The sequence below is a fragment of the Rhodococcus sp. DMU2021 genome (assembly GCF_019641445.1).
GTDB classification, from domain to species: Bacteria; Actinomycetota; Actinomycetes; order Mycobacteriales; family Mycobacteriaceae; genus Rhodococcus; species Rhodococcus pyridinivorans.
The window spans coordinates 557,058-580,483 of sequence record NZ_JAIFKB010000001.1; the positions used below are offsets into that span (position 1 = coordinate 557,058).

The 23,426-nt window shown below is 68.3% G+C and carries 22 protein-coding genes and 1 riboswitch; of the genes, 15 read left to right on the forward strand and 7 right to left on the reverse strand.

Translation table 11 applies throughout. The annotated features are described in order from the left end of the window. Positions 1 to 69 precede the first annotated feature (69 nt). On the reverse strand, positions 70 to 2,865 hold the full coding sequence (locus K3M35_RS02640) for an aconitate hydratase (protein WP_064060316.1): 2,796 nt from the start codon (positions 2,863 to 2,865) through the stop codon (positions 70 to 72). 341 nt (positions 2,866 to 3,206) lie between these two features. Here K3M35_RS02640 and K3M35_RS02645 point away from each other — a divergent pair, with 341 nt between their 5' ends. From K3M35_RS02645 to K3M35_RS02680, 8 genes are all read left to right on the forward strand, one after another. Continuing rightward, complete coding sequence (locus K3M35_RS02645) at positions 3,207 to 3,755, forward strand: DUF6676 family protein (protein WP_024100824.1); 549 nt, start codon at positions 3,207 to 3,209, stop codon at positions 3,753 to 3,755. Positions 3,756 to 4,113: 358 nt separating this feature from the next. Next, on the forward strand, positions 4,114 to 5,979 hold the full coding sequence (locus K3M35_RS02650; protein ID WP_248846181.1) for an NlpC/P60 family protein: 1,866 nt from the start codon (positions 4,114 to 4,116) through the stop codon (positions 5,977 to 5,979). Between the two features lie 171 nt (positions 5,980 to 6,150). Beyond that, a complete protein-coding gene (locus K3M35_RS02655) occupies positions 6,151 to 7,431 on the forward strand; it encodes a MoxR family ATPase (protein WP_033096632.1) in 1,281 nt (426 codons plus the stop codon). Further along, positions 7,428 to 8,387, forward strand: a complete 960-nt coding sequence (locus K3M35_RS02660) for a DUF58 domain-containing protein (protein WP_071934907.1) — start codon at positions 7,428 to 7,430, stop codon at positions 8,385 to 8,387. Before K3M35_RS02655 ends, K3M35_RS02660 begins: the two co-directional genes overlap by 4 nt. Beyond that, positions 8,384 to 9,364, forward strand: a complete 981-nt coding sequence (locus K3M35_RS02665; RefSeq protein WP_220665936.1) for a VWA domain-containing protein — start codon at positions 8,384 to 8,386, stop codon at positions 9,362 to 9,364. Before K3M35_RS02660 ends, K3M35_RS02665 begins: the two co-directional genes overlap by 4 nt. 65 nt (positions 9,365 to 9,429) lie before the next feature. Further along, entirely contained in the window at positions 9,430 to 10,179 is a 750-nt protein-coding gene (gene fabG1 / locus K3M35_RS02670; protein WP_024100828.1) for a 3-oxoacyl-ACP reductase FabG1, read from the forward strand. Between the two features lie 46 nt (positions 10,180 to 10,225). Then, complete coding sequence (inhA, locus tag K3M35_RS02675) at positions 10,226 to 11,032, forward strand: NADH-dependent enoyl-ACP reductase InhA (protein ID WP_006551519.1); 807 nt, start codon at positions 10,226 to 10,228, stop codon at positions 11,030 to 11,032. Between the two features lie 22 nt (positions 11,033 to 11,054). Continuing rightward, positions 11,055 to 12,131, forward strand: a complete 1,077-nt coding sequence (locus K3M35_RS02680) for a ferrochelatase (RefSeq protein ID WP_064060319.1) — start codon at positions 11,055 to 11,057, stop codon at positions 12,129 to 12,131. Between the two features lie 13 nt (positions 12,132 to 12,144). Here K3M35_RS02680 and K3M35_RS02685 read toward each other — a convergent pair whose 3' ends face one another. Continuing rightward, positions 12,145 to 12,825: a helix-turn-helix domain-containing protein gene (locus K3M35_RS02685; protein ID WP_064060344.1), complete on the reverse strand. Its 681-nt coding sequence runs from the start codon at positions 12,823 to 12,825 to the stop codon at positions 12,145 to 12,147. 169 nt (positions 12,826 to 12,994) lie between these two features. On the opposite strand from K3M35_RS02685, the gene K3M35_RS02690 reads away from it, so the two are divergent. After that, the gene (locus K3M35_RS02690) at positions 12,995 to 13,825 is read left to right on the forward strand and encodes a class I SAM-dependent methyltransferase (RefSeq protein WP_220665937.1); all 831 of its coding nucleotides are present in this window, start codon (positions 12,995 to 12,997) and stop codon (positions 13,823 to 13,825) included. A 35-nt stretch (positions 13,826 to 13,860) separates the two neighbouring features. On the opposite strand, the gene K3M35_RS02695 is transcribed toward K3M35_RS02690, so the two are convergent. Continuing rightward, on the reverse strand, positions 13,861 to 14,670 hold the full coding sequence (locus K3M35_RS02695; RefSeq protein ID WP_033096634.1) for a hypothetical protein: 810 nt from the start codon (positions 14,668 to 14,670) through the stop codon (positions 13,861 to 13,863). 82 nt (positions 14,671 to 14,752) lie between these two features. Between K3M35_RS02695 and K3M35_RS02700 the strand changes: the two genes are divergently transcribed. The 4 genes from K3M35_RS02700 (at position 14,753) to K3M35_RS02715 (ending at position 17,902) form a co-directional block, all read left to right on the forward strand. Beyond that, positions 14,753 to 15,586, forward strand: coding sequence for a DUF3097 domain-containing protein (locus K3M35_RS02700; RefSeq protein ID WP_064060320.1), 834 nt, complete (start codon positions 14,753 to 14,755; stop codon positions 15,584 to 15,586). A 23-nt stretch (positions 15,587 to 15,609) separates the two neighbouring features. After that, a complete protein-coding gene (locus K3M35_RS25985; protein WP_248846182.1) occupies positions 15,610 to 15,993 on the forward strand; it encodes a hypothetical protein in 384 nt (127 codons plus the stop codon). A gap of 224 nt (positions 15,994 to 16,217) precedes the next feature. Continuing rightward, complete coding sequence (locus tag K3M35_RS02710) at positions 16,218 to 16,658, forward strand: NfeD family protein (protein WP_033096636.1); 441 nt, start codon at positions 16,218 to 16,220, stop codon at positions 16,656 to 16,658. A 2-nt stretch (positions 16,659 to 16,660) separates the two neighbouring features. Beyond that, on the forward strand, positions 16,661 to 17,902 hold the full coding sequence (locus tag K3M35_RS02715) for an SPFH domain-containing protein (RefSeq protein WP_006551527.1): 1,242 nt from the start codon (positions 16,661 to 16,663) through the stop codon (positions 17,900 to 17,902). Between the two features lie 157 nt (positions 17,903 to 18,059). Here K3M35_RS02715 and K3M35_RS02720 read toward each other — a convergent pair whose 3' ends face one another. After that, positions 18,060 to 19,067 carry a DMT family transporter gene (locus K3M35_RS02720; protein ID WP_064060322.1) on the reverse strand — a complete coding sequence of 336 codons (1,008 nt, stop codon included), beginning with the start codon at positions 19,065 to 19,067 and terminating at the stop codon, positions 18,060 to 18,062. Between the two features lie 142 nt (positions 19,068 to 19,209). Further along, positions 19,210 to 19,300: riboswitch (glycine riboswitch) on the reverse strand. A 132-nt stretch (positions 19,301 to 19,432) separates the two neighbouring features. Between K3M35_RS02720 and K3M35_RS02725 the strand changes: the two genes are divergently transcribed. Both K3M35_RS02725 and K3M35_RS02730 read left to right on the forward strand, forming a co-directional pair. Continuing rightward, complete coding sequence (locus K3M35_RS02725) at positions 19,433 to 20,758, forward strand: DUF2254 domain-containing protein (RefSeq protein ID WP_174556286.1); 1,326 nt, start codon at positions 19,433 to 19,435, stop codon at positions 20,756 to 20,758. 77 nt (positions 20,759 to 20,835) lie between these two features. Next, on the forward strand, positions 20,836 to 21,045 hold the full coding sequence (locus K3M35_RS02730; RefSeq protein WP_006551530.1) for a DUF2945 domain-containing protein: 210 nt from the start codon (positions 20,836 to 20,838) through the stop codon (positions 21,043 to 21,045). Positions 21,046 to 21,062: 17 nt separating this feature from the next. Here the strand turns inward: K3M35_RS02730 and K3M35_RS02735 are convergent, their stop codons facing one another. The 3 genes from K3M35_RS02735 to K3M35_RS02745 form a co-directional block, all read right to left on the reverse strand. Continuing rightward, positions 21,063 to 21,578: a hypothetical protein gene (locus K3M35_RS02735; protein WP_071934909.1), complete on the reverse strand. Its 516-nt coding sequence runs from the start codon at positions 21,576 to 21,578 to the stop codon at positions 21,063 to 21,065. Then, positions 21,575 to 22,156, reverse strand: coding sequence for a SatD family protein (locus K3M35_RS02740; protein ID WP_064060324.1), 582 nt, complete (start codon positions 22,154 to 22,156; stop codon positions 21,575 to 21,577). The genes K3M35_RS02735 and K3M35_RS02740 overlap by 4 nt, the downstream gene beginning before the upstream one ends. A gap of 81 nt (positions 22,157 to 22,237) precedes the next feature. After that, on the reverse strand, positions 22,238 to 22,942 hold the full coding sequence (locus tag K3M35_RS02745) for a DUF6875 domain-containing protein (protein ID WP_220665938.1): 705 nt from the start codon (positions 22,940 to 22,942) through the stop codon (positions 22,238 to 22,240). Positions 22,943 to 23,426 lie beyond the last annotated feature (484 nt).

Sequence of the window (23,426 nt, forward strand, 5' to 3'; positions counted from 1 at the left end):
CCGAGACGAGTCTCGCCCCGGGCCCGCCGCTTCACACAGATGTGACCGATCGGGTCACGAGCACTGCTCTCAGCCGCGGATCATGTTCCGCAGCACGTACTGCAGGATGCCGCCGTTGCGGTAGTAGTCCGCCTCACCGGGAGTGTCGATGCGGACGACAGCGTCGAAGGTGACCTTCTCGCCGTTGTCCTTGGTCGCCGTGACCTTGACGGTCTTCGGCGTGACGCCCTCGTTGAGCTTCTCGATGCCCTCTATGTCGAAGACCTCGGTGCCGGTCAGGCCCAGTGACGCGGCCGACTCGCCCGCCGGGAACTGCAGCGGGATGACGCCCATGCCGATGAGGTTCGAGCGGTGGATGCGCTCGAAGGACTCGGTGATGACGGCCTTGACGCCGAGCAGGCGGGTGCCCTTGGCGGCCCAGTCACGCGAGGAGCCGGAACCGTACTCCTTGCCACCGAGGACGACCAGCGGGATGCCGGCCTTCTGGTAGTTCTGCGAGGCGTCGTAGATGAACGCCTGCGGAGCACCGTCCTGGGTGAAGTCGCGGGTGTAACCACCGGAAACACCGTCGAGCAGCTGGTTCTGCAGACGGATGTTCGCGAAGGTGCCGCGGACCATGACCTCGTGGTTGCCACGACGCGAGCCGAGCGAGTTGTAGTCCTTGCGCTCGACACCGTGGGCGTCGAGGTACTGCGCGGCCGGGGTACCCGGCTTGATCGGACCGGCCGGGCTGATGTGGTCGGTGGTGACCGAGTCGCCGAGCAGCGCGAGGACGCGAGCGCCCTTGATGTCGCTGACCGCGTCCGGCTCCATCGTCATGCCCTCGAAGTACGGGGCCTTGCGGACGTACGTCGAATCCTCGTCCCATGCGAAGGTGTCGCCCTCGGGGGTCTCGAGGTTCTGCCAGCGCTCGTCGCCCTTGAAGACGTCGGCGTAGGACTTGCGGAACATGTCCTGGTTGATCGCCGACTTGATGGTGTCGTCGATCTCCTGGGCGGAAGGCCAGATGTCCTTCAGGAAGACGTCGTTGCCGTCCTTGTCCTTGCCCAGCGCGTCGGTCTCGAAGTCGAAGTCCATCGTGCCCGCGAGTGCGTACGCGATGACCAGCGGCGGCGAGGCCAGGTAGTTCATCTTCACGTCGGGGGAGATACGACCCTCGAAGTTGCGGTTGCCGGAGAGCACCGCGGTGACCGAGAGGTCGTTGTCGTTGACGGCCTTCGAGATCTCCTCGGGCAGCGGGCCGGTGTTACCGATGCACGTGGTGCAACCGAAGCCACCGAGGTAGAAGCCGAGCTTCTCGAGGTACGGCCACAGGCCGGCCTTCTCGTAGTAGTCGTTGACGACCTGCGAACCCGGAGCCATGTTGGTCTTGACCCACGGCTTGGAGGCCAGACCCTTCTCGACCGCGTTGCGGGCGAGCAGCGCGGCGCCGAGCATGACCGACGGGTTGGAGGTGTTGGTGCAGGAGGTGATACCTGCGACCACCACGGCACCGTGGTCGAGGACGAACTCGCCGCGCTCCTCGGAAACGACCTTGACCCGCTTGGAGGGGCGGCCGGAAGTATCGCCGTGGGGAACGAGCGGAGCGTCGCCGTTCGCGGTGGGCTTGATCGGGTCGGACGCAGGGAAGGTGTCGTCGAGCGCGTCGTCGAGCTTGGAGTGCGGGGTCGCCTCGTGCCCTTCCACGTAGTTGTGGATGTCGCGGCGGAAGGCTGCCTTCGACTCCGACAGCAGGATGCGGTCCTGCGGGCGCTTCGGGCCGGCGATCGACGGGACGACCGTCGACAGGTCCAGCTCCAGGTACTCGGAGAACTCGGGCTCGCGGCTCGGATCGTGCCACAGGCCCTGCTCCTTGGCGTACGCCTCGACGAGAGCGAGCTGCTCGTCGCTGCGGCCGGTCAGGCGCAGGTAGTTGATGGTCTCGCCGTCGATCGGGAAGATCGCTGCGGTCGAACCGAACTCGGGGCTCATGTTGCCGAGGGTCGCGCGGTTGGCGAGGGGGACCTCGGCCACGCCGGCGCCGTAGAACTCGACGAACTTGCCGACGACGCCGTGCTTGCGCAGCATGTCGGTGACGGTGAGCACGACGTCGGTCGCGGTCACGCCGGGCTGGATCTCACCGGTGAGCTTGAAGCCGACCACGCGCGGGATGAGCATGGAGACCGGCTGGCCGAGCATCGCGGCCTCGGCCTCGATGCCGCCGACGCCCCAGCCGAGCACGCCGAGGCCGTTGACCATCGTCGTGTGCGAGTCGGTGCCGACGCAGGTGTCGGGGTAGGCCTGCCCGTTGCGGACCATGACGGTCGGGGCGAGGTACTCGATGTTGACCTGGTGGACGATGCCCATGCCCGGGGGGACGACGCGGAAGTCGTCGAAGGCGCCCTGGCCCCAGCGCAGGAACTGGTAGCGCTCGCCGTTGCGCTCGTACTCGAGGTCGACGTTGCGCTCGAGGGCGTCGGCGCGACCGAAGTAGTCGAGGATCACCGAGTGGTCGATGACCATGTCGGCGGGGGAGAGGGGGTTGACCTTGTTCGGGTCGCCGCCCAGGGTGGTCACGGCCTCACGCATGGTGGCGAGGTCGACGACACAGGGGACGCCCGTGAAGTCCTGCATGATCACGCGTGCGGGCGTGAACTGGATCTCGATGCTCGGGTCGGCGGAGGGATCCCAGTTGGCGATGGCCCGGATGTGATCGGCCGTGATGTTGGCACCGTCCTCGGTGCGCAGCAGGTTCTCGGCCAGGACCTTCAAAGAGTAAGGAAGTTTCTCGGTGCCGGGGACGGCCGACAGGCGGAAGATCTCGTAGGAGTTGTCTCCGACCTGCAGCGAACCCTTGGCGCCGAACGAATCACTACTGGTGCTCACGTCAGCTCCACTCGTCGTTTCGGCTGGCCGCCGACGGGGCTGTGTCGACGGCTGAAGCGAGGCACACGACGTCCGCCCGCGGCCCGTGGCCCGGATGCAGTAGTCGTGGCGTCTCGCCCTCGATTCTAACAGTACGCTTGTCCTGTATTGAACCGAAGTCGGGTCCGTCGTGTCGACGAAGCGTCCCGCCGGCATCGGTCCTGCTCGCGACGAGTGCTTCGAGCCGCCGTCGCGCGATCGCGTAATGTTCTCCCTTGCCCACGGGTGTGGCTCTTCGTGTCGTCTCCGCACGGCCGGATCGCCGTATCGCCCGGCTTCTGCCCCAGCACCACCGGAGAGAGATGTCTGCGCCACTGCTTCGTATACCGGGCCCTGCGCTCACGGATCTTCCCGCCGGGGTCTCGGTCGAAAAAGTGCTCGCCGATCTCGCCGACGACCAGGTGGCGGCGCCCTCGCAGTACGTCGACGACCTCGTCGCCGAGGTGCAGCGCGCGCAGGAGAACGGGATCGACCTCAGCGTGGTCGTGCTCGACCGGGACCCCCGTATGGATTCGCAGCTGCGCGACCTCGCGACGGAGGTCGGCGCCGAGGACGGCGGAACGGTGCTGGTCCTCAGTCCGGGATGGGTCGGGACATTCAGCGAGGATCTCGACCGCGTCACTCTCGAGGCCGCCCAGGATCGCACCTACACCGGCGATCCGGTGGTCTCCACACGCAACTTCGTCGACTCGGTGCTCGAGCCGTCACCGCCCTGGACGCTGATGACGCTGCTGATCGTCGCAGTGGTCGCCCTTGCGGCCGGCGCGACCTGGCTCGCCAAACGCCGCCGCGCGGACGGTGACGCGACCGTTGCCGGAGGTAACGGATCGTCATCGGCCAAGGACGTCTGAGGTCTCTTTCCGTCACCGCGGAGATCGTCTCCGGGTTGTCCTCGCCCCGACCGTGACGGAATCCGGCAGGGAAGATCGTTCGGTGTCCTCACGGTGTTCCTCGGTGTCCGCACCGTGTTCTTTCGGAGTTCTTCCGGCCGATCTTCCTGACTGTCATGCGACATACCCCTGAGGTGTCGTACGGTTTTCATGACGCTCTTGGGGAAGGTGTGTCACAACCCGGCTCGTGGGGACGCTGTCCGCAGCCGGTGTACGACTGCAGCGTGTGAGCCGTGGGGCACCCACGGCGAGCGGATGCTGCGTGCCTTCCTCGGGTCGTCCGGCCGGAAGTCTCGGCCACCAGGTGCGACCGAGGGAGATGCAAGTGAGACGGTTCGGTATCCACGGAGGGATTCCGCGACGGTCGGGGCCGGACGGCACCGCCACGACGCTCACTGCAGGCCGTCGACCCGACGGTCCGACGCCCGGTCGCACCCCGCGGACGCGCACCGGCACGCTCCTCGCCGGTTTGGGGTTGGTCACAGCCGTGCTCCTTACCGTGACCACGACGGCGTCCGCCGCACCGCCCCCGCCGCCGAACCCTTCGGACGCCGAGATCGACCGCGCTGGTGCGGCCGTCGCGGCCAACATCGACCGGGTGGGGCAGCTGATCGTCCGGATCGCCGGCGCGGATCAGCAGCTCGCCGAGCTCGACGCGCACGTCGCCATCCGCCGCGAGGACGTCAACCGCGCCCTCGTCGATCTCCAGAGCGCGCGCGACGCAGCGGATCTCGCCGAACGGGTGGTCGTGGATTCCCGCCGCGCACTCGACGACGCCGCCGACCGGATCTTCGCTGCCCAGAAGAACTTCGACGCGTTCGTCCGCGACAGCTACACCCGTGGCGCCAACTCGGTCTCCCTCGCGGCCTTCCTCGACGTCGACGGTCCCGACGATCTGCTCGACCGCGCCCAGGTCATGCGGTTGCTATCCGCCGGGCGCGCCGCGGTGCTCGATGCGCTCCAGCGCGCCCGGGCCCAGGAGGCCAACTCCCACTCGCGGGCACGCGCGGCCAAGCTCGAGGCCGACGCGGCGGCGGAAGCCGCCGAGCAGCGCAGGGCCGAGGCCGAGGCCGCGATTGCCGTCGCGCGAGCGGAACTCGGTCGGCAGGCCGCGGAGAAGTCGCGCATCGAGCAGGAACGTGCGAACGCGCAGAGCGAACTCGACCGGGCCCGCGTGAACGTTGCGGGCCTGGAAGGGCAACGCGCGCAGTACCAGGACTGGGACCGTCGCCGCGCAGCCGAGGAAGCAGCTGCCGCGGCGGCCGCCGAGGAGGCACGGGTCGCGGCAGCCGCGGCAGCCGAGCGTGTCGCCGCCGACGCCGCAGCCCGGGAACGTGCGGCGGAACTCGCCAACGGCCGTCGCCCCCACACGCTGATCGAGGAGTCTCCGTCGACCGGCGAGAGCGACGTCGCCTCACCGGGTGAGGTCACCACCGAATCCGGAGCGCCGGAGGGCAGTGACACCGATACGAGTGGCACCGATACGAGTGGCACCGACACGGCTGCACCGGACTACACCGACGACGCCACGGTCCCAGACGGTACCGACGGTGGATCCGTCCCGGATGGCACCGACAGCGGCACGATCCCCGACGAGGACGAAGACGAGGACAGCGGCGACGACGGTGGGATCGACTGGGAGAACCCGGATCCGGGCGACCCCGTCGTGGAGACCCCCGGATCGGGGACCGGGGGATCGGGTTCCCGCCCCTCCACACCGAATTCGACGCCCGGGACCCCGTCGCGTCCGTCCGTCACCGGTCCCGCTGCGGTGGAGATCGTCATCGACCGTGCGATGTCCCAGATCGGCGTCCCGTACGCGTGGGGTGGTGGCAACGAGAACGGCCCGACCCGCGGTATCCGCGACGGCGGCGTCGCCGATGTCCACGGCGACTACGCCAAGGTCGGCTTCGACTGCTCCGGACTGATGATCTACGCGTTCGCGGGCATCGGCATCTCGCTCCCGCACTACACCGGCTACCAGTACACGGCCGGTACCCAGGTTCCGTCGTCGCAGATGAGACGGGGCGACATGATTTTCTACGGGCCCAACGCCAGCCAGCACGTCGCGCTGTATCTCGGCGACGGGCAGATGCTCGAGGCGCCGCAGTCGGGATCGTTCGTGAAGATCTCGCCGGTACGCTGGGGCGGCATGACACCGTACGTGGTGCGCATGGTGTCGTGAGGGCGAGGTTTGCCGCGGCCCTCGTACCACCGAGGGCGGGTGCCATCCGGTCGTTTCCGGGTGCCGTCTCCCGGTCGGTGCAGGGGCGACGACACACCGAGCCGGCACCTGCAATAGTGGTGCAGCAGGTGTTTCCAGCGGAGCGACGTAGGCGAAAGCGGTGGATTGTTGGTGACCTCACGCGAGGGTGGGACGTCCGGTTCGGCGACGCCGGGCGACCAGGGCGGTAACGACGGACGCAAGAACAACCAGGCTGCGGCGGGTGCCGCGCCGGCGCCGAAGGCGGCCGGTGCGAACGGTCCGGCTCCGCAGGTGTCCGGCGCGAACATGCGGAAACCCGGCGACGCTCCTGCGAAGGCGTACGACCCCGCCGACGACGTCCGTCTCCTCGAACGGGCCATCTACGAGGTCAAGCGCGTGATCGTCGGCCAGGACCTGCTGGTCGAGCGGATGCTGGTCGGTGTGCTCGCGCGCGGGCACGTGCTGCTCGAAGGCGTTCCCGGTGTCGCGAAGACGCTGGCCGTCGAAACCTTCGCGAAGGTCGTCGGTGGGTCGTTCTCCCGCGTGCAGTTCACTCCCGACCTCGTGCCGACGGACCTCGTCGGTACCCGCATCTACCGGCAGGGACGCGAGGAGTTCGACACAGAACTCGGACCGGTCGTTGCGAACTTCGTGCTCGCCGACGAGATCAACCGCGCCCCGGCGAAGGTGCAGTCGGCGCTGCTCGAGGTGATGGCCGAACGCCACGTCACGATCGGTGGCAAGACCTTCCCGATGCCCGAGCCGTTCCTCGTGATGGCGACGCAGAACCCTATCGAGAACGAGGGCGTTTATCCGCTGCCGGAAGCGCAGCGCGACCGTTTCCTGTTCAAGGTCCTCGTCGACTATCCGTCGGTGGAGGAGGAACGCGAGATCGTCTACCGGATGGGTGTCGCCGCTCCCGAGCCGAAGCAGGTGCTCGACAACGAGCAGCTCCTGCGCCTGCAGAAGATCGCCGGCCGTGTGTTCGTGCACCACGCGCTCGTCGACTACGTGGTGAGGGTCATCTTCGCGACGCGTCGGCCCGCCGAGCTCGGCCTGCACGACGTGCAGGGCTGGATCGCCTACGGCGCCTCGCCCCGCGCGACGCTCGGCATCATCTCCTCGGCGCGTGCCCTGGCGCTCGTGCGCGGTCGCGACTACGTGGTGCCGCAGGACATCGTCGACGTCATCCCCGATGTGCTCCGCCACCGCCTGGTGCTGTCCTACGACGCGCTCGCGGACGACGTCTCCCCGGACCAGATCATCACCCGAATCCTGCAGACCGTGGGTCTTCCGCAGGTCGCGCCCCAGGCGAACGCACCCGTGCCGACCGCGACCCCCGGCCCGGCGCCTGCCGATCCGCGGGCCGCTGCCGGTCAGCAGGCGCCCATCGGTGCACCTGATCCGCAGGGAGGTGCGGGCGCGCGGTGAGCACACGTCCTCACGACGGGTCGCCACCGCGGTTCCGGACCGGTGAATTGCGCGATCCCGCGCTCACCGCCGCGCTCCGCACCCTCGAGCTCACCGTGCGGCGCCGTCTCGACGGCGTCCTGCACGGCGACCATCTCGGTCTGATCCCGGGCCCCGGTTCCGAGCCGGGGGACGCCCGCGAGTACCAGCCGGGTGACGACGTGCGGCAGATGGACTGGTCGGTCACCGCGCGCACGACGCACCCGCACGTGCGGCAGACCGTCGCCGACCGGGAACTCGAGACGTGGCTCGCGGTCGACCTCTCGGCCAGCCTGGACTTCGGTACCGGCATGTGTGAGAAGCGCGACCTGGCGATCGCAGCGGTGGCCGCGCTCGCGCATCTGACCACCGGCAGCGGGAATCGGATCGGCGCGGTGATCTCCACCGGCAACGAGACGGCCCGCGTCCCCGCGCGTGGTGGGCGGCTGCACGCCCAATCGTTGTTGCGTACCGTCGCGACAACCCCGCACGCACCCGACGGGACCCGCGGTGATCTCCAGGGGCTCGTCGAGTCGCTGCGACGTCCCCAGCGCCGCCGCGGTCTGGCGGTCGTGGTGAGCGATTTCCTCGGCCCTCTCGACTGGGAGCGTTCCCTGCGGGCACTGTCCGGCCGGCACGAACTGCTCGCTGTCGAGATCGTCGATCGCCGCGACCTCGAACTGCCCGATCTGGGCGACGTGGTGCTGCACGACCCGGAAACGGGCCGCACCCGTGAATTCACGACTACTCCCGAACTGCGGGCCGACTATGCGCAGGCCGCCGTCGAGCATCGCGCGGCCGTGCACCAGGCGCTGCGTAGTTCAGGTGCACCGGTGCTGACGTTGCGCACCGACCGCGACTGGATCGGCGATGTCGTCCGATTCGTCGCGGCCCGGCGGCACAGCTTCGGCGCACCCGCACGGCAGGGGGGACGATGAGCCTGTCCGGTTTCACTTCACCGTGGTGGCTGCTGCTGTTGTTCGTCGTCGCCGCCCTCGGCGGCGCATACGTGCTGGTCCAGCGCCGGCGCCAGACGAACACGCTGCGCTTCACCAATCTCGAGCTGCTCGAGAAGGTCGCGCCCGCCCGCCCGGGACGCGCTCGGCACATTCCCGTCGCACTGTTGCTCGTCGGGCTCGTCTTCCTCACCGTGGCGCTCGCCGGCCCGACCGCCGAACAGCGGGTGCCGCGCAACCGGGCCACGGTCGTGCTTGTCATCGACGTGTCGTTGTCGATGGAGGCCACGGACGTCGCGCCCACACGACTCGCCGCCGCACAGGAGGCGGCCAAGCAGTTCGCCGACGACCTGACGCCCGGCATCAACCTCGGTCTCGTCGCGTTCTCGGGTACCGCCTCGGTCCTGGTCTCGCCGACCATCAACCGGGAGGCGAGCAAGTCCGCGATCGACAACCTGCAGCTCAGCGAGCGCACTGCGACCGGCGAGGCGATCTTCACAGCGATGCAGTCGATCGACACGCTCGCCGCCGTGCTCGGCGGTAGCGACCAGGCGCCGCCCGCGCGGATCGTGCTGCTGTCCGACGGCAAACAGACCGTCCCCGAGAGTCCCGACGATCCCCGCGGGGGCTTCACCGCGGCGCGGCAGGCGGCGGAGAAGGGAATCCCGGTCTCGACCATCTCGTTCGGCACCCAGACGGGCACCGTCACCATCGAGGATGATCGGATCCCCGTGCCCGTCGACGATCCGTCGCTCAAGGAGATCGCGAATCTCTCGGGCGGGAGCTTCTTCACGGCGGCAAGCCTCGAAGAACTCGAGGACGCCTACAACACGCTCGAGGAGCAGATCGGCTTCGAGACGACCCGCGGCGACGCCAGCCGTCCGTGGCTCATGCTCGGAGCGTTCTCGGTGATCGCGGGGCTCGGCGCGGCGATGGTGTTGCGCCAGCGGTTGCCCTGATCCACCTTGTGCACGCTCACGGAGCGTTTTCCGTCCCGGCCAGGCCACCAGATAGGTTGGAATGCATGACTGACGCAGATAGTGCCGCAGCGTCCACGCGCGCGGGTGCCACCCCCCGATCCGTCCTCGTCACCGGTGGAAACCGCGGGATCGGCCTCGCCGTCGCCCGTCGCCTGCAGGCGGACGGCCACAGGGTCGCCGTGACCCACCGCGGTTCGGGCGCGCCCGACGACCTGTTCGGTGTGCGGTGCGACGTCACCGACGCCGACTCGGTCGACGCCGCGTTCAAGGAGGTCGAGGAGCATCAGGGTCCCGTCGAGGTGCTCGTCGCGAATGCGGGCATCACCGACGACACCCTGCTGATGCGCATGACCGAGGACCAGTTCAGCTCGGTGATCGACGCGAACCTCACCGGCGCCTTCCGGTGCGCCAAGCGCGCCAACCGTGCGATGCTCCGTGCCCGTTGGGGCCGCATGATCTTCCTCGGCTCCGTGGTCGGCCTCGCCGGTCAGGCCGGTCAGATCAACTACGCGTCCTCGAAGGCCGGTGTCATCGGGCTCGCCCGTTCGGTCACCCGCGAACTCGGTTCGCGATCGATCACGGCCAACGTCGTCGCTCCCGGTTTCATCGAGACCGACATGACTGCGGATCTGTCAGACGACCTGCGCGACACGGCGAAGAAGTTCATCCCGCTGCAGCGACTCGGCAAGCCCGAGGACGTCGCAGCCGTCGTCAGCTTCCTGGCCTCCGACGACTCCGCCTACGTCTCCGGCGCCGTGATCCCGGTCGACGGCGGCATGGGCATGGGCCACTGACGGTCACGCGACCACATCCGAATCTCACTGGAGGACCGACACACTCATGGGCGGACTGCTCGAGGGCAAGACCATTCTCGTCACCGGCATCATCACCGATGCCTCGATCGCCTTTCACACCGCGAAGGCCGCGCAGGAACAGGGCGCGAAGGTGATCATCACCGGCTTCGAGCGACTCCGGTTGATCGACCGGATCGCGCAGCGTCTCCCGCAGCCGGTGCCGCCGGCGATCTGCCTCGACGTGCAGAACCAGGAGGATCTCGACGGTCTCGCCGACAAGATCCGCGAACTCGCACCGGAGGGGATCGACGGTGTCGTCCACTCCATCGGTTTCGCACCCCGGTCCTGCCTGGGCAGCCCGTTCCTCGACGCGCCCTGGACGGACGTCGCGGTGGCGCTCGAGGTGTCGGCCTACTCCTACGGCGCGCTCGCCAAGGCCGTCCTACCCGTCATGAACGAGGGCGGTTCGATCGTCGGAATGGACTTCGACCCGTCCCGGGCCGTGCCGTTCTACAACTGGATGGGTGTCTCCAAGGCGACGCTCGAGTCGGTGAACCGCTACGTGGCCAAGGAAGTCGGCCCGCGCGGTATCCGTTCGAACCTCGTCGCCGCCGGCCCGATCAAGACGCTCGCGGCCAAGGCCATCGCGGGCGACGCGACCGGCCCGGGCGCGGAGATGAACCGTCTGAACGAGGGTTGGTCGGCGGCGTCCCCGATCGGCTGGGACGTCGACGATCCGACGCCCGTGGCGAAGACCGTGTGTGCGGTGCTGTCCGACTGGCTACCCGGGACAACGGGATCCATCGTCTACGTCGACGGTGGTTTCCACTCCCAGGTCGGCTTCGGCAGCTGACCGTACGACGGAAGGCACTCCCATGACGAACACCCCCGGGGCGTACGACGCGCTGATGCTGCTGTCGTTCGGCGGACCGGAAGGACCCGACGACGTGCGACCGTTCCTCGAGAACGTCACCCGCGGACGAGGGATCCCGCCGGAACGACTCGACGAGGTCGCGCAGCACTATCTGCACTTCGGGGGTGTCTCGCCGATCAACGCCTTGAACCGGGCGATCATCGACGCCGTCCGCGCCGAGTTCGACGTGCACGGTATCGATCTGCCGATCTATTTCGGCAACCGCAACTGGCATCCCATGGTCGAGGACACCGTCGCGCGGATGCGCGACGAAGGGATCCGTAACGCCCTGGTGTTCGCGACCTCCGCCTGGGGCGGCTACTCGGGTTGCCGGCAGTACCACGAGGACATCGCGCGGGCGCGGGACGCCGTCGAGGACGCCCCGCAGCTGACGAAGCTGCGGCACTTCTACGACCACCCGCTGTTCCTCGATGCCGTCACCGACGCCGTGCGCGCGGCCCGCGTCGAACTCGCCGACGACGTGCGCGATTCCGCGCGCGTGGTGTTCACCGCGCACTCCGTTCCGACCTCCTTCGACGCGACCGGTGGTCCGCCGGAGGAGGGCGGCCGTCTCTACAGCCGGCAGGTCGCCGAAGCGGCGCGGTTGGTGGCCGAGGCGCTCGGCGAGGGCGACTACGACCTGGTGTGGCAGTCGCGGTCCGGTCCGCCGCAGGTGCCGTGGCTCGAACCCGACATCGTCGGCCACATCGATGCGCTGCACGAACGGGGAGTCCGAGCCGTCGTGGTCGTGCCGGTCGGGTTCGTCTCCGATCATCTCGAGGTCGTGTGGGATCTCGATACCGAGGCTCGCGATCGGGCCGCTGAGCTGGGCATGGGCTTCTCTCGTGCGGCGACGGCCGGAACCGACCCGCGCTTCGCGCAACTCGTCCGCGAGCTCGTCGAGGAACAGCGGGAGGGGGTCACCGCCCGTCGCTGCGGCACCGAACCGCTGCTCGGGTCCGCGTGCAACGGGAGCCTGTGCGCCGTCGGGTGCTGTGAGCCGCCGAAACGCCCGTCCCGGCCCGCCGCGAACGGATAGATGCCTCCGAGCCTCACCGGGCGGAGTGCCCGGCCGGTGAGGCCAGAGGGGAGTCGAACCAGCGGGGCAGCGACCGGCGCAGGGCGCTCGGACCGTCGACGAATACGGCACCCGAGCGCAACGCGTCCGGCCAGGTCGCTTCGCCACGCCAGATCTCGGTCAGCTCCCGCAGTCCCGTCGTCACCCGGATCGAGACCTCGAATCCCGGGTCCTCGTCGCACACGTCGACGTCGTGCGGCGTGATGACCATCCACCACCGGCGCGACGCGTGAGTGACCGTCGGGAAGACGAACTCCACGACCACCCGGGATTCCGGCAGGGCCGCATGGTCGACGTGCCGGTGCATGTCCCACATCAGCAGTCGCGGATCGAGGTCGACCTCGCCGAGTTTCCCGGTCCACCGCGTGCCCCACGCACCGAGTGCGTCGACGACGGTCTCGAGATCGCGTCCCGCCGGGGTGAGCACGTATCGGACGTCGTTTCCGTCCTCGAGGCGCTGCACGATGCCCGCCGCTGTGAGCTGGTGCATCCGCTTCGACAACAGCGTCGGCGACATGCGGGGCAGGCCGCGTCGGAGGTCGTTGAACCGTTCGCTGCCGAGCACGAGTTCGCGCACCACGAGCAGCGTCCACCTCTCGTCGAACAACTCCATCGCCTTGGCGACGGGACAGAACTGGTGGTAGGGCGGGCCCATGATCGGATCGTAGGCCGGTCGGACCGCCGCGACCAGCACGGATGAGCGGCGGTGCAGTACAGATTGTGTACTGGAGGACACCGCGTCCGCGTTCCTACAGTCGATTTGTGACCCGGGCCGCTTCCGAGACGGTGCCGAAGCCGGGTCCCTCGACAGGAGGAATCCTCTGATGACCGACATCTCCACGACACACGACGCCGATCTCGCCCTGAAGGCCAAGCACCGGGCGATGTGGGCACTCGGCAACTATCCAGCGGTGGCGACCGAGGTCATCGCCGAACTCGGCCCCGCTCTCGTGGCCGCGACCGGAATCGGTCCGGGCGACCGTGTCCTGGACATCGCCGCCGGATCGGGCAATGCGTCGATCCCCGCCGCCCTCACCGGTGCGACGGTGCTCGCGACCGACCTGACCCCGGAACTGTTCGAAGTCGGCCGCCGTGACGCCGAAGCGGCAGGTGCGACGCTCGACTGGCAGGAAGCCGATGCCGAAGCGCTCCCGTTCGACGATGCGAGCTTCGATGCCGTGATCTCTTGCGTGGGAGTGATGTTCGCGCCCCACCACCGGGCCGCGGCCGACGAACTGCTCCGGGTGACCCGCCCGGGCGGACGTATCGGGCTACTGAGCTGGACCCCCACCGGCTTCATCGGGCAGATGTTCGCGACGATGAAACCGTATGCGCCACCGCCCCCGCCGGGTGCACAGCCGCCGCCGCTGTGGGGCGACGAGGTGCACGTGCGCGAGCTGATCGGCGACCGTGTCACCGACCTGCAGGCACGCACCGAGAACCTGCGCGTCGAACGCTTCGCGACCGGGGAGGACTTCCGCGAGTTCTTCAAGTCCGCCTACGGCCCCAACATCGCGGTGTACCGCAACATCGCGGACGACCACGATCGGGTCGCGGCTCTCGATCTCGACCTGCTCGAACTCGCCCAACGTCACGATCTCGGTGGGGGAGCGATGAATTGGGAGTACCTGTTGGTCACCGCGCAACGGAGTTGACGCGCACTGGAGTCGACGCGCACTGTCGGCCGCGGTCAGTGATGGTGCTCGGCCCGCAGAGCCGCCGCGACCGCACCGGTGCGGGCCTCGCGGACCGCGGCCCACAGCGGCTGCAGCGCGCCCTCGCGGCCGGTGGCGGCGGACACCGAACCGGCCCGCAGACCTCCTCCGCGACCGGCCACGGTGAGGATCGCCGCGACCTGGTCTGCGGTGTCGAGGACGCGCACGGCACGTGCGGGCAGTGACGGGGGATAGCGGTGCCGCGCGAGTTCGGCGACCTTCTCGGCGATCTCCGTCCGCGGATCGGTGCGGCGCCCGTCGGTGCCCACCGTCGGGATTCCGCTCAACGCGGAGGCGGCATCACGAACCGCCTCGCGGATCGCGAACTCGGCCGCACCGAGACCACCGTCGACCGCGATCTCGGGTACCGCCGGCAGCGTGAAGACGTTCCACCGTAGGACGTCCGGACCCTCGATCACGGGTACCAGACCCAGCCCCGGGGTTCCGGGCGCTCCCACGACGACGCCTTCACCGGCAGCCAGCGCCGCGGAGGCGAACGCCGTACCGGCAGGCAACGCGCGGACGTCGCCCGGGGCGGGAAGGACGAGATGCAGACCGGCGCCGGCGGCGGAATCGACGCGGCGGATCAGGGTGAGCAGCAGGGCGGCACCGTCGGCGACACCCTTGTCGGGCAGATCCGCCGCGGAGGCCGTCGCCGCATCGTGGGCACCCACGAGATGCATCGGCGCCCACTCGTGCAGCGCATCGATCACATCGTCGGGGGAGGCGTGACCGGACAGCCACGACCCCGCCCACACGGTCAGCGTCAGGCTCGGAGAACTCACCCCGAAAGCATACGGCGACCGCGCACGGCGGTCCGGCGTGGCAGCGCGAGCGGTCCCGCGCAATGTCCTAGGGTGGACTGGCGTGAGCCCACGCGATATCTACGGCGGCGACATCTACGCCGGTCACGCCCGCACCAAGAAGAAGGCCGTTCCCGAACTCGCAGCGGAGCGCGGCGTCGTCGTCGAGGACGCCGCATCCGGCTGGTGCGGCGCGATCGTGGGAATCGAGAAGACCCACGACGGCGACTTCGTGCGGCTCGAGGACGCGCAGGGACGCACCCGTCTGTTCGCGATGCGCCCCGCGGCCTTCCTGGTCGACGGAGCACCCGTCACCCTCGTCAAACCGAAGATCCGTCCCGCCTCCGCACCGACGAGATCCGCCTCGGGATCCACCCGGGTGGAGGGTTTGCGCGCACGCGTGGCGCGGGGAAGCCGGATCTGGGTGGAGGGCGTGCACGACGCCGCCCTCGTCGAACGGGTATGGGGGCACGACCTGCGGGTCGAAGGCGTGGTCGTCGAACAACTCGAGGGCCTCGACAATCTCGGCGCCAGGCTGGCCGAGTTCGAACCCGGCCCGGGCCGGCGCGTCGGTGTGCTCGCCGACCACCTCGTCACCGGGTCCAAGGAGGAGCGTCTCACCGCGAATCTCGGTCCGCACGTGATGGTCACCGGCCATCCCTACATCGACGTATGGCAGGCCGTGAAACCGAAGGCCGTGGGCATCGACACCTGGCCCTCCATTCCGCGCGGACAGGACTGGAAGACCGGCGTCTGCCGTGAACTCGGCTGGGGCACGCCGCAGGACGGCTGGCGGCGCGTCTACAACGCCGTGAACTCCTTCCGCGATCTCGAATCGCACCTCATCGGCGCCGTGGAGCGCCTCGTCGACTTCGTCACCGAACCCGACGAGGGCTGACCGAGCGCAACCATGACGGTGGGGTGGGTGCCCTGGAGCGACAGCGCCCGGAACAGGAACATCGGCCGGATGCGGCGGTCTGCCGGCGACCGGACGAAGGTGCGGTCGGCGAAGGGTACATCGTCCTCGATGTTTGCGCGAACGCGCTGTGCGGGAGTGACTTCCATTGCCGGACTCCTCGGGTGCGAAGCCTGGGGAACGGATGCGGACATCAGCTGTCGGTGGAGGGGGAGGGCGGCTTCGTTGTCGACGAATCGTCGTGCGACCGGGTGGTAACGAACGGTGCGGACCGCTTCGACGATCCATTCGACGGCGCGCTCGTACGGGTCCTCGATGTCGTCGATGGCCGCGTGGAACCGCGTGACGAGCTGATCGAGCTCCCACGAGGAGTGAACGCGCGGGGGTGATGCCGGTAGTTCGGGGACGGTATCACCGATTTCACAACGGCAAAAGGATGTGTTTCGGTTGCCTCCACTTATGAAGCCGGGGTGACATTCCGGTCAGGACGGAAAGACGAAGAATATAGAATTACCGACCTGAGATCTTCCCTGCGGAAAGCAGCCTCGAGGACGAGGGGCCAAGACCGCTTCCTCCACCAGGGCATCTGCCAGGATGTCCGATTTGTGGTTCGATGGTGATCGTGGCCGCATTGATTTGGTTGATCGCCGGAGTGGCGTTGGCGGCCGGCGAAGCGCTCACGGGCGATTTCGCGCTGCTGATGCTCGGCGGTGCAGCGCTCGTCACCGGCGGTGTCTCCGCGGTGACCGATCTGCCCGTCTGGATCGACGCGGTGATTTTCGCCGTGACCTCGCTGGTTCTGCTGCTCGGTGTCCGGCCGATGCTGAGGCGCCGGTACTCCCAGCCGCCCGCTCTGCCCACCGGGATCGACGCTCTCCCGGGCAAGCACGCGTTGGTCCTCGAGCAGGTGGGGGAGCATTCCGGGCGCGTGAAGATCGACGGTGAGGTGTGGACCGCCAGGCCGCTGGACGCCACCGAGGTGTACGGGCCGGGAACGACAGTGACAGTGATGCAGATAGACGGCGCGACTGCCGTCGTGTGGAGGGGTGTCTGAGGATGGAAGCTCTGATCGTGCTCGCCGTAGTGGTGGCACTGGTCGTGGTGGTCGTGGCCAAATCGGTATCGCTGGTACCGCAAGCGGAGGCCGCGGTCATCGAACGTCTCGGCCGGTACTACCGGACGGCGTCGGGTCAGCTCACCTTCCTGGTGCCCTTCGTCGACCGTATCCGCGCGAAGGTCGATCTACGCGAACGTGTCGTCTCGTTCCCGCCGCAGCCGGTCATCACCCAGGACAACCTGACGCTGAGCATCGACACGGTCGTGTACTTCCAGGTGACGAACCCGCAGGCGGCGGTCTACGAGATCAGCAACTACATCGCCGCGGTCGAGCAGCTCACCGTCACCACGCTCCGCAACGTCGTCGGCGGAATGACCCTCGAGGAGACGCTCACCTCCCGCGACTCCATCAACGGTCAGCTCCGCGGTGTGCTCGACGAAGCGACCGGCCGATGGGGCCTGCGTGTCGCCCGGGTCGAACTCAAGAGCATCGATCCGCCGCCGTCGATCCAGGAATCGATGGAGAAGCAGATGAAGGCCGACCGCGAGAAGCGCGCGATGATCCTCACGGCCGAGGGTCACCGTGAATCCGCGATCAAGACCGCCGAGGGCGACAAGCAGTCGCGCATCCTCTCCGCCGAGGGTGCGAAGCAGGCCGCGATCCTCGAAGCCGAGGCCGACCGGCAGTCGCGGATCCTGCGCGCGCAGGGTGATCGCGCGGCGCGCTACCTCGAGGCCCAGGGCGAGGCGAAGTCCATCGAGAAGGTCTTCGCCGCGATCAAGGCCGGCAAGCCCACTCCGGAGCTGCTCGCCTACCAGTACCTGCAGACCCTGCCGCAGATGGCCCAGGGCGATGCGAACAAGATGTGGGTGGTGCCGAGCGACTTCGGCAAGGCGCTCGAAGGATTCGCGCGGACGCTCGGCGCGCCCGGCGAGGACGGCGTCTTCCGCTTCGAGCCGAGTCCTGTCGACGAGGAACTGCAACGGCCCGAGGACGACAGTGCCGAGGTCGAGGACTGGTTCGCGACCAAGCGCGATCCCGAGGTGGCCCAGGCCGTCGCCGAAGCCGAGGCGGTCGCGCGCAAGCCGGTCGACCCCGCAGTTCGGACGGGTCTCGCCACGGAGGGGACGCAGAGGGGTGCCGGTGAAGTACAGTCGGCGTTGCCCGCAACGCCGCCGGCGCAGCGCTGGATGACGAACGACGCATCCGAGCAGCCGGCCGAGCCGCCGCAACAGCAGTAACGGAAACCGATCACGAGTGGGAGGGCGCGCCGACCGGCGCGCCCTCCCACTCGTCATCGGCGGCCGAGCATCGGCAGTGTCATCGGCGGCCGAGCATCGGCAGTGTCATCGGCGGCCGAGCATCGGCAGTGTCATCGGCGGCCGAGCATCGGCAGTGTCATCGGCGGCCGAGCATCGGCAGTGCCATCGCCACCACGATGAGACCGGCGCCCGCGGCGGCGAGCGCGGTCACGGACTCTCCGAAGGCGACCATGCCGATCATCAGCGCGACCACGACTTCGAGGTAGGACAGGCCGGACAGTTCCGCGGCGCGGAGGTGCTTGCCTGCGACGACGAGCAGCCCCAGCGCGAACAGACCACAGACGACGAAGAACCCACCGGCCCACAACCAGTGCGTCGCGGTCATCCCCGACATGTCGGGTCGGGTCACCGCGACCATCCCACCTGCCGCGACGGCGCCGAAGACGAAGTTCCACAGGGACCGGACGTCGGACGGCATGTCGGTGCGATAGCGGTAGCACAGCAGGGCCCCGCCGTAGAAGACTCCCGAGGCAGCGCCCAGCACGGTACCCAGCGTCTCGTGCTCGCCCCCGGACGATTCACCGCCCACCAGGCCGGCGGCGAGCAACATGCCGGCGAACGCCGTGCCGATCGACAGGGCGTCGAGGCGACCGACCCTCTCCTTCAGGAACACCCGGGCGAGGGCCGTCGCGACGACGGGGCCGAGGTAATGGAGAACCACGGCACGGGACAGGTCGGTCAACACCGTGGCGGACAGATAGGTCGCGAGGGACAGTCCGAGGAGCACACCGCCACCGACGACCGACCAGGACAGGCGGGTCCGGCGCAACTGTCCGAGGCGGCGGGACAGCGCGATCAGGACGAGCATGCCGATCGCTCCGACCGCCATCCGCCCGAGCGTGAGTGCTTCACCGAGCACCGCGCCTTCGGGAGTGGCCTTGCGGCCGAACAATCCTGCGGCGCCCATCGCGGTCGCGGACAGCACGATCGCGGCGATCCCGAGTCGCCGGTTCGTACGCGGCGGCGACTTCGGGGCGGGGGAGGGAGGGAGAACAGGGCCACGCGACTCGGTCGGTGCAACTTCGGGGCGCTGCTCGAGCAGCGCATGATCGGCGCGCAGGGGCGCGCCCAGGGAAACGGTCACACGTCTACCTCGGGTCCAGGGTGCACGAAACGAGCACCAGCGGGTGTTGTCGTTCCCCGCTCTGTCATCGGACCTGAGAGCTTTCGCGGACGGAGCCGCTTACACCTTCGGTGAACCCGGAAGAGTTGCTTTCCAGAGGAGCCTCGCCGTGGCGGTCTGGGGGGCCTGAGAGATTCCCGGGGAGGTTGCTCCTTCGGCGCCCGCTGTGTGCGGGACTCTCCCGCCGCGGTTCGGTGGCTGTTCAATTGTCCGTCGAGTATCTCATGGACTTGCCGTAACCGTGCCGTAGGGGACATCCGGTGCGTGTGCCCACAGCTCGCTGCGAGTGCCCGCGGTACGGATTGCGGATGGTTAGCTTGGTCGACATGAGTGCTCTGCCGAGACCGTGGATGCAGTTGCGGATCGCCGCGGGCGTATACCGATTCCGGGAGAGTCTGTTCGCGCTGCCCGCGCTGGTCGTCGTCGCCGGAGCCGTGCTCGCGGAGGTGAGCGGCTACATCGATCGGACCTTCGGCCCCTTCGCGTGGGGCATGAAGATGAACAGCAACGCCGCGATCTGGCTGCTGAGCACCGTGGCGGGTGCCACGATCACCACCGCCGGCGTCGTCTTCTCGTTGACCGTCGTGAGCCTGCAGTTGGCCAGCAGCCAGTTCTCGCCGCGGGTGATGCGGTCCTTCATCCGGGATCGGGCCAGCCAGACGGTGATCGGGGTGCTGGTGGCGACCTTCGTCTACTGCGTGCTGACACTGCGCCACATCGGCGCGGACGACGCCGCACCTGCCCCGACACTGTCGACCACCCTCGCTGTGGTCCTCGCGGTGTCGACCGTGGTGCTCATCATCGCCTATCTCAACCGGCTGGCCCACGGTCTGCAGGTCGGGGAGGTGGTGCGCAGCATCGCCTCGGAGGCCGAGAAGGTCATCTCGAACACGAGCCGGAGTTCGCGCGGCGAGATCCACGTCGACCGGGTGCCGGAGCCGGATTTCACCGAGGGGGCGACGGTGTACGCCCGGCGCGACGGCTGGGTGACCCAGGCGCCGGCCGAGCTCGTTCTCGCCGTGGTACCGCCGGGTTCGGTCGTGCGGATGGAGACGCGTCCCGGCGCGTACATTCACTGCGGGGAACCGCTGCTGCGGATCCATCCGAAGCCGGAACGGGCGGTGGTCCTGCGGCGGCTCGAGGCGGCCGTGGAGATCTCGAATACGCGCACCATGCAACAGGACGTGGACTTCGCGCTGCGGCAACTCGTCGACATCGCGCTGCGCGCACTGAGCCAGGCGATCAACGACCCGACGACCGCCACCGAGGTGGTGCTCCGGCTCGGCAGTCTGCTGCGCACCCTGCTGGTCACCGACAGTCCGGTGCCGGCGATCGGGGGTGCGGACGGCCGGATTCTGCTGCGTCCGTGGATCCTGTCGCCCGACGAGTACATCGAGCACGCCTTCAAACAGATCCGGCAGGCCGGCTCGGCGCAGCTGCACGTGGCCACGGCGCTCGCCCGGGTGCTGCGCATGCTCATCGATCATCTCTCCGAGCAGGGGCGCACCGGGTCGGTGCCGGCCTTGCAGCACCAGTTGCGTCTGCTCGTCGACGCGGTGGTCGCCCGGCCCGAGTTCCGTCCGGAGGACCTCGAACGTTTCCGTGCCGTCGCCGAGGGGTCCGCGGATCCCGCGGAGCATCGGACGGACTGATCGTCCTGGGGTGTAGGACCGATGGGAGACGGTTATCCGACTGCCACAGGAAGCGAGCCGATCGGGAGGACGACGACATGGCGACCCACTTCTCCGTCGGTGACCATGTCCGATGGAACTCCGAAGCCGGATACGTCGAGGGTGTGATCATTGCGAAGCACACGGAGGACGTGGAGTTCAAGGGGCGCACGCGGCGGTGCAGCGAGGACGAGCCGCAGTACGAGATCCGGAGCGACAAGACCGATCACGTCGCGATGCACAAGGGGAGTGCGCTGAAGAAGACCTGACGGTGGAGATCCCGGCGTCAGGTGATCAGCGCCTGCCCGACTCCGCACACCGCGACCGCCCACAGCACCGAGGTGGACGTGCCGATGATGAACTGTTCGGAGGCGTTCGGTTCGCGTAGTTCGGGATAACGGGCGAGACCCTTCACCGCCATGATGACGGCGATCCCTTCAGGCCATCCGGCGAGGATCGAGGCGGTGACCGCTCCGCGTTCGAGCACGCCGATGACGCGTCCGCCGCGGAGCGGGCCCGGGGGAGGGGTGGGCTCGGGACCGGCATCGGGTTGCCGGCGCGCGATCCGGAACGCCACGAGGACCGCGGGTCCGCCCCCGGTGATCGCCGCCGTGGCGGTGAGAATCAGCGTGGCCGCGAGCGCGACTCCCTGAACCGGTGTGGTCGCGGTGGCGGCGAGGGCTGAACCGGCGAGACCCGCAATGCTCAACGAGGCGGCCGGCCACACCGGCATGCTCGGGCGCAGCGCGAGTGCGGGTCCGAGAGCAGCCACGGCCAGGCACACCAGTGAGAGGACGGTCAACGGTCGGCCCTTTCCAGGAGTCGCCGCACGAGTTCGCGTCCGGCCAGTTCGGCCTGCCACCCGGCGGTGGCGAGGCGCTGGGACACCGCTTGTTTGCTGATGCCGAGACGCTCGGCGATCCGCGCCTGCGACAGGCCCTGACGAGCGAGGTCGACCGCCTCGTGCCCCTGGTCTGTGCGGCGCAGGACGACGGTGGCGAGCAGGGTGAGCGCGGCGTCGACGTCGGCGGTGGCCTCGGCGTCGTCGCCTTCGGCCGCGACCTGCCCAGGGGCGTTCTTGGCGCGTTCGACGGCGGTGCGGGCGTGTTCGAAGGCGGGTCCGCGGCCGGCGCGTGTCTGTTCGGGAAGCGGGGTCTCCACCGGGCCGATTCCCACCCCGATACTCCAGCGTTCCCTCCGGAGGAGGTCGAGGACGAGATCGACGACGAGGGCGGGATCGTCCGCGACGGCCTGGACCTCGTCGCCCGCGGTGCGATCGAAGGGCCGTACCAGCGGAACATCCTGCAGTTCGGTGAGGAGGTCCGCCACGCGGTCGATGTCTCGGCGGCTGCTCCGCTGGTCGACCGTCAAGACGAACATGCGTCAAGTGTGAGGGCTTGATTGTCGATAATCAAGACCTGAAGCTTGACGACCGGAATGTGGGACAGGGACGCGTACAGCCTATCGGCCCGGCTCGTTCCCCGTCAGCTCATGATGGGCGGTGATCGCGTCCACCGCATCGCCGTCGTACTTCATCCGTTTCGCGATGGTGAGGCGGAGTGTCGACGGCAGTGCCGGGGCGAACTTCTTGAAGTAGGCGCACAGCCATTCCTGGCGACCAACGAGAAACGGGAAATCGGTCGTCATCATGTGGCGGGCGACCAGCATCGGCAACGGGGCGTCGAGTGGATGGAAGTCGTGATTCCACAGACCCGGCTGGGTGCAGCCCGGGTAGAACTGGCCGAGCATGAAACCGTGTTCGACGAACCGCGACTTGAATTCCGTGTGGACGACGTCGATCACCTCGAAGCCGGTGAGGTCGGGCAGTACGGTCACGAGCGTCTTCAGGCTCCGGTCGCGATCGTCCTCGCGTAAGAGCGTCGTGTACAGGTCGAACTGGTCCTCCACGATCGTGCCGAGTGCCCCGGCGTCGATTCCGGATCCGTGGACGAATGCAGCTCCGAAGAGCTGCTTGCCGATCGACGGGCGAACGAACGGGCACACGGGCCCGCTGCGGCCGAGGTCGGGGTTGGGTTCGGTGAGATACCCGCTCGCCCACCTTCTCAACAGGTGGGCGCTCGCTTCGTCTGCGTACTCGGAGGTTTCACCGAACAGGTCCACCCAGACCGTGCCCGAACGAGGTCCGATTCGTCTCTGGATCGGCATCTGCGCTTCCTCCCTCCAGGGGATGGATGTCGCGTGTTCGTGGGAACTGGGGAGGGTTCCCGGGAAGGATTGCCGGAAGGCTGTTTCGAGCAACAGGCATGAAAGAAGTGGAAATTGTTGCAGTGCAACATAATCGACTGCACCGGTCCGGCCTCGTGCATCGTCCGCTCTCGTGGATTCAGTACTCGTGCGACCGTCGGGCCGGGCGTGAATTCCCCTTCGTCCGGAGTTTACCGAGAGTTTTGCATTCTAAGTTTGTAAAACGAGCATAGCGCGGACGGAAGGTTTCTATCCATCCCATCAAACAAACCTAAGGTTTATGGTGTGAAAATGCCGAATGTCGAGATGTGCGAGCGTCGTCCTCTGCGAGATGTCCTGGTCGCATCTCGATCTCGTTCTACTGCACGGCATTGCAGCAACCCCGTCCCCGTCCTACGCTGACGCATACATTCTCGAAGCGGCGTGCAGACTCGGTCGTTCCCGC